The sequence below is a fragment of the Anaerophaga thermohalophila DSM 12881 genome (assembly GCF_000191885.1).
Taxonomy (GTDB): domain Bacteria; phylum Bacteroidota; class Bacteroidia; order Bacteroidales; family Marinilabiliaceae; genus Anaerophaga; species Anaerophaga thermohalophila.
The window spans coordinates 1-6,127 of sequence record NZ_AEWI01000137.1; the positions used below are offsets into that span (position 1 = coordinate 1).

At 41.8% G+C, this 6,127-nt stretch carries 4 protein-coding genes; 2 read left to right on the forward strand and 2 right to left on the reverse strand.

The annotated features are described in order from the left end of the window. The first annotated feature begins 174 nt into the window (after positions 1–174). Together ATH1_RS0116650 and ATH1_RS0116655 are read left to right on the forward strand one after the other, a co-directional pair. Positions 175–2,094, forward strand: coding sequence for an AMP-dependent synthetase/ligase (locus ATH1_RS0116650; RefSeq protein ID WP_010424461.1), 1,920 nt, complete (start codon positions 175–177; stop codon positions 2,092–2,094). Between the two features lie 194 nt (positions 2,095–2,288). Beyond that, a complete protein-coding gene (locus tag ATH1_RS0116655; protein WP_010424463.1) occupies positions 2,289–3,128 on the forward strand; it encodes a hypothetical protein in 840 nt (279 codons plus the stop codon). Positions 3,129–3,220: 92 nt separating this feature from the next. Here ATH1_RS0116655 and uvrB read toward each other — a convergent pair whose 3' ends face one another. Next, positions 3,221–5,248: an excinuclease ABC subunit UvrB gene (uvrB, locus tag ATH1_RS0116660; RefSeq protein WP_010424464.1), complete on the reverse strand. Its 2,028-nt coding sequence runs from the start codon at positions 5,246–5,248 to the stop codon at positions 3,221–3,223. Then, positions 5,238–6,029 (reverse strand): diaminopimelate epimerase, encoded by a 792-nt coding sequence (gene dapF / locus ATH1_RS0116665; RefSeq protein WP_010424465.1) that lies wholly within the window; start codon positions 6,027–6,029, stop codon positions 5,238–5,240. The genes uvrB and dapF overlap by 11 nt, the downstream gene beginning before the upstream one ends. Between the last annotated feature and the right edge of the window lie 98 nt (positions 6,030–6,127).

Below are 6,127 nucleotides of genomic sequence, written 5' to 3' on the forward strand. Positions count from 1 at the left end.
TTTTTGTACCGAAGTTAACTTTTTGTTAATGAGGATGCAAAAATTTAAAACAACAACGAGTTTGGCAACAAAGATGCTTTTTAGACTGGGCTCAGGAATTATGGTTGATTTTTTTACTTTTGTATCAGACAGGGGACAGACTCCCTTGATAGGCCAATAAAACTTAAATTTATCATGATCAGCATAATCGACTATTTCGAAGAAAAAGCAGATAAATATGGCGACCACCCCCTCTTATGGGAAAAAAGGGATGGAAGATTTCGATCCATGACCTATAAAGAAACGCATGAAAGGGTTATAACGCTGACTTCAGGATTACTGGCTTTGGGAGTCGAAAAAGGCGACAGGATTGCACTACTCTCAGAAGGCCGCAATGACTGGTTAATATCTGAGTTAGCCATTCTGCGCTGTGGAGCAATTAATGTACCACTGTCTACAAAACTGGGAGCCGACCAGGATATGATCTTTCGTCTCGTGCATTCTGAGAGCAAAATGATACTTGTTTCCGGCTATCAATTGCATAAAATAAGGCAGATTATTGATGAGCTTCCAGGCGTAGAAAAGATCATTGTATTCGATGATGTCACCGAATTGTCCCCCAAAGAGGTCCTTCTCAGTGATGTTTATGCAGCCGGGAACGATTTTTTAAAAATAAACAGGGAAAAAACAGAAGCCCGGAGAAAAGAAGTTCACTACAACGACATCGCCAATATTTCGTACACATCCGGAACAACAGCCCGGCCCAAAGGTATTATGCTTAGTCACCGTAACTATACAGCCAACGTAGAGCAGGCTTTCAGTTATATAGATATCCCGGCTCACTACCGTACCCTTGTTGTTCTGCCCTGGGATCATGCCTTTGCGCATACCGCAGCACTGTATGCTTTTATGTACCGGGGAGCATCTATTGCGTCAGTAGAAGCCGGGAAGACACAAATAGAAACTCTGAAAAACTTTGCGAGCAATATTCTTGAAATACAACCTCACGTTTTGATGAGTGTACCGGCCATCGCTAAAAATTTCAGAAAAAACATCGAAAAAGGTGTAATGGCAAAAGGCAAAACGGCCAATACACTTTTCAAAATTGCCATGAAATATGCTATTTGGTATAACGGAACAGGCAATAACAGAGGAAAAGGATTGAAAAAACTGACATATCCTCTTTATCAATTATTTGACAATATTCTGTTCAAAACCATTCGGTCAGGGTTCGGCGGGAATTTGCAGTTTTTTATCGGCGGCGGTGCGCTTCTTGATATCGATCTCCAAAAATTTTTCTATGCCCTCGGTATTCCTATGTATCAGGGCTACGGACTAAGCGAGGCTGCACCAATTATATCGGCCAACACCCCCGACCACCATAAAATGGGATCCTCCGGCCGGGTGGTAAATAATCTTGAGATAAAAATATGCGATGAAGAGGGCAACGAATTACCCAATGGCAGATCAGGAGAAATTGTCGTTAAAGGTGAAAACGTGATGCCGGGTTACTGGAAAAACGAAGAAGCCACGAAAGAGACCATAAAAGATGGATGGCTTTATACGGGCGACCTGGGCTATCTTGACCATGAAGGCTACCTTTACGTTTTGGGCCGGTTTAAGAGCCTTTTAATAGGATCGGATGGGGAAAAATACAGTCCTGAAGGGATAGAAGAGGCGGTTATCGATCACTGCCCCTTAATTGATCAGTTTGTTTTGCATAACAACCAGAACCCTTATACTGTGGGATTAATTGTACCCAATCAGGAAAAAATTATTCAGTTTTTTAAATCACTGGACGAAAACCTTACAGAAGATCAAAAACTTGAGGAAACTTTAAAAGCTGTTGAAAGTCAGCTGGCACAGTTTAAAAAAGGCGGAAAGCTGGAAAATATGTTTCCGCAAAGATGGCTGCCGGCAGCAGTGATCATTCTTCCCGAACCATTCACTGAAGCTAATAAAATGTTGAACAGCACAATGAAAATAGTACGGCGAAAGGTGGAAGAATATTTCAGCGACGAAATAGACTACCTGTACACACCGCAAGGCCGCGAATTTATTTCGTACAGAAATAAAAGCAATTTGATGAAGTATATTAATATGCAGACATCTTAGCTGACCACAATAAGGTGTCCAAATTGCCGTTACATGTAAAAATTGTCACCGGTTAAATAACTTTTCCGGCAATTTGTAAAAAAAGCGTCTAAATTTGACACAATTAAAGCGAAATCAACGTATGCTATTTTTGTATTAATAAAGTTTTTCCCATTTTTACGGTCGCGATATAACGCCAAACTTTATCTATTTACATGAATAAAGGTCAGAAAACAATATTATTAATCTTTGCATTAATATTATCACTTCCTTTAACTGCTCAAAGAAGGAATGGTATTAATATTCTGGAGGGGTTAACCATTACTCCGCGGGGAGGTTATAATATGTTTTTTGGCGACCTTGTAGATGAATCACGCGGCAGTTATTCCCTTGGAGTACTTGCCGACCGTGAAATGAATGAATTTCTGTCTGTTCGCACCCAACTGATTGGTGGAAAAATGCAGGGGAAGCAGGTCTTTCCATCTTCCGGACTTATGTATGCCGAATTTGACAATATTTATGCAGAATTCAGTGTTGGTGGTGCCTACAGGCCATTAAATCATATTTTAGGTTATTTTAAAGAACGAACATTGCAACCTTATGCTTTTCTGAATACAGGTCTTATTTACTTCAGCGCTACCGAATATTGGGGACCTGCCAGTCAGGGCACACCCGGGGATGAATGGCGATCGGCATCAGGAATTGCTCCCATGGTATCGATGGGCGGAGGTACAACGATTTGGATCAATCCGGTCTTAAGTCTCAATGTTGAATTGGACGGAACGCTTCCTTTCACCGATCAACTCGATGTGCATGATGTCTGGTATAACACTTATGAAGACTGGGAAAACCGTGTAAATCCACACTCAACAAAACCCCGCGATTTCTATTATACATTCACCCTGGGTGTTACTTTCATCATTCAGGACAGCAAATTTTCCAACGATCCGAAATACAACCGCAAAAGTTATATCAAAACACGAAGTTATTATCAATCCAAATCAAAAAGAAGTCCGGCCCGGAGAAGAAAAAAGAAAGGATTTCTTTTCTTTTAATGAAACGAACTTGGCAAGATTTACATAAGGATATTTATAAAGCCTTGCATGTAATTTGCAGCTATGCCTAAAATGCCGCCGCGCAACTTTACTCACTTTTTCTTTTCCATCAATTTTTCAAGACGAAACATTTCATCTCTGTATTGTGCAGCCTGAATAAAGTCCAGTTCTTTTGCTGCTTTTTGCATGGCTTCTTTGGTTTGTGCGATGGCTTTTGCCAGTTTGTCTGTTGTCATATATGAAAGTACAGGGTCTGCGGCAACATCCACCCCTTGATCCTCCGGACCGGAGTAAGCATAAGATTCCGCCTTTTTAACCTTGCTCTCATTACCGGCAAAAGCACTACCGAGCTTTTTAACAATAGCTGCCGGCGTTATTCCGTGTTCCTCGTTGTATGCCAACTGTTTTTCTCTTCTGTAATTTGTCGCATCAATTGTTTCCTGCATGGATCTGGTTATGGTATCTGCATACATTATCACCAGACCGTTCAAATTCCTGGCAGCCCTGCCTGCTGTTTGTGTCAGTGACCTCGATGAACGTAAAAACCCCTCCTTATCGGCATCCAGAATGGCTACCAGTGAAACTTCCGGCAAATCCAACCCCTCTCTTAAAAGATTAACACCCACCAACACATCAATTTCACCATTTCGTAAACTTTCCATAATTTTTACCCGTTCAAGGGTATCCACATCAGAATGGATATATTCACTTTTTACATCAAGTCTTTGAAGATATTTAGTGAGTTCTTCGGCCATTCGCTTGGTTAACGTTGTAACAAGCACCCGCTCTTTTGCTTTAACCCGTAACTGTATCTCATGTAAAAGATCATCTATCTGGTTCAGACTTGGCCTTACTTCAATTTGCGGATCCAAAAGTCCGGTTGGTCTGATCACCTGCTCAACAATAACGCCTTCGCTTTTTTCAATCTCATAATCAGCGGGGGTAGCGCTGACAAAAATGGCCTGATTTGTCATATTCTCAAATTCCTCGAACTTCAGAGGTCTGTTATCCAGTGCAGCCGGCAGCCTGAAGCCGTACTCCACGAGATTTTGTTTCCGGCTGTAATCGCCACCATACATGGCCCTGATCTGGGGCAATGTAACGTGGCTTTCGTCAATAATCGTCAGAAAATCATCTGGGAAATAATCAAGAAGGCAAAACGGACGGGTTCCTTCAGCCCTGCCATCAAAGTAACGGCTGTAATTTTCAATACCGGAGCAGTGGCCAAGCTCTCTTATCATTTCCAGATCGTAATTGACACGCTCCTCCAGTCGTTTGGCCTCAAGGTGTTTCCCCATATCCTTAAAAAAGGCTACCTGCTTCACCAGATCATCCTGAATAGCCCTGATCGCCTGATTTATTCTTTCCTTTGTAGTGACAAAAATATTTGCCGGGTAAATCAATATTTGATCAACTGATGAAATTGTTACATTATTAACAGGGTCAAAAGTTTCTATCGATTCAATTTCATCGCCCCAGAAAATAACACGACAGGCATGATCGGCATACGCCAGAAAAATTTCAACAGTATCTCCTTTCACTCTGAAATTTCCCCGGTTAAACTCTACTTCATTTCTCGAATAAAGAGCCTCCACCAATTGACGTAAAAATTTATTACGCCCGATTTCCTGTCCGGTTTCCAGGGGTATAACATTGGCATGAAAATCTTCAGGATTACCAATTCCGTAAAGGCAGGATACCGAAGAAACGACAATAACATCCCTCCTGCCCGACAAAAGAGCAGAAGTGGCACTCAGCCTTAATTTTTCAATTTCATCGTTGATCGAAAGGTCCTTTTCGATATATGTATCGGTCACGGGAATATAAGCCTCAGGCTGGTAGTAATCATAATACGACACAAAATATTCCACCGCATTTTCCGGGAAAAAATTTTTAAACTCCCCATATAATTGAGCAGCCAGGGTCTTGTTATGACTCAGTACCAAAGTAGGTTTTTGGACTCTTTCGATGACGTTGGCTATGGTAAATGTTTTACCCGAACCGGTTACGCCCAATAAAGTTTGAAACGGCACCCCGTTATTGATTCCCTCTGTTAGCTGATTTATTGCTTCGGGCTGATCGCCGGTCGGACGAAAATCAGAAACAATCTTAAAATCCATAATTCAATCTCCCTTCAAATACAAACTTTGCCGGCCCCTTCAGCCAGATATTCTCAAACCGGTCGTTATCTTTGGGTACAAAACTTACATTCAGGCGTCCGCCCGGAACATTCATAACAAAATTGGTTCCGCTTTTATTTTGAATATGCGTTGCAATTGCTGAAGCCACGGCCCCGGTTCCGCACGACCATGTTTCATCCTCTACCCCCCGCTCAAAGGTACGCATATTCACTTCGCCATTCTTAACAGGGCCAACAAAGTTTACATTTGTCCCTCCCGGAGAAAAACGTTCATGATTTCTCCAAAAACGACCTTCTTTAACAACATCAACCGAAGACGGCTCGTCAACAAATATGACAAAATGAGGCGAGCCTGTATCCAGAAACAAACCACCATCACTTTCCTCAAATCCTTCAACATCAATCATCTTCAGACTTACCATGTCACCATCAACCAAAGCTTCGTGATGGCCGTCTGCCGCTGAAAAAGTGAAGTATCTTCCTTTCGGCGCAACGCCAATGTCAACTGCAAATGCAGCGATGCACCGTCCTCCGTTTCCACACATGGTCGATTCCTTGCCGTCACTATTAAAATAACGCATATTGAAAGCAGACTTGTCCGACCTTTCAAGTAGCATCAAACCGTCCGCCCCGACGCCAAAACGCCTGTGGCATATCATACTGATCAACTGAGTGTCCCCACTACTGAATTTACCGTCACGATTGTCTATCAGTACAAAATCATTTCCCGTGCCCTGGTATTTAAAAAAACGTATATCCATTATTGTAAGATTATTTGGATTACAAGATTGAGTGCAGTATAAAAAGCATATTTTTGTCAAAATATAGGCGTTTTAAATTTTTGTACCGGAGTTAACTT

What these genes read in the sequence shown, in the direction of transcription:
- ATH1_RS0116650 (WP_010424461.1), top strand. Translation starts at nt 175, where the DNA reads ATGATCAGCATAATCGACTATTTCGAAGAAAAAGCAGATAAATATGGC.
- ATH1_RS0116655 (WP_010424463.1), top strand. Translation starts at nt 2,289, where the DNA reads ATGAATAAAGGTCAGAAAACAATATTATTAATCTTTGCATTAATATTA.
- dapF (WP_010424465.1), bottom strand. Translation starts at nt 6,029, where the DNA reads ATGGATATACGTTTTTTTAAATACCAGGGCACGGGAAATGATTTTGTA.
- uvrB (WP_010424464.1), bottom strand. Translation starts at nt 5,248, where the DNA reads ATGGATTTTAAGATTGTTTCTGATTTTCGTCCGACCGGCGATCAGCCC.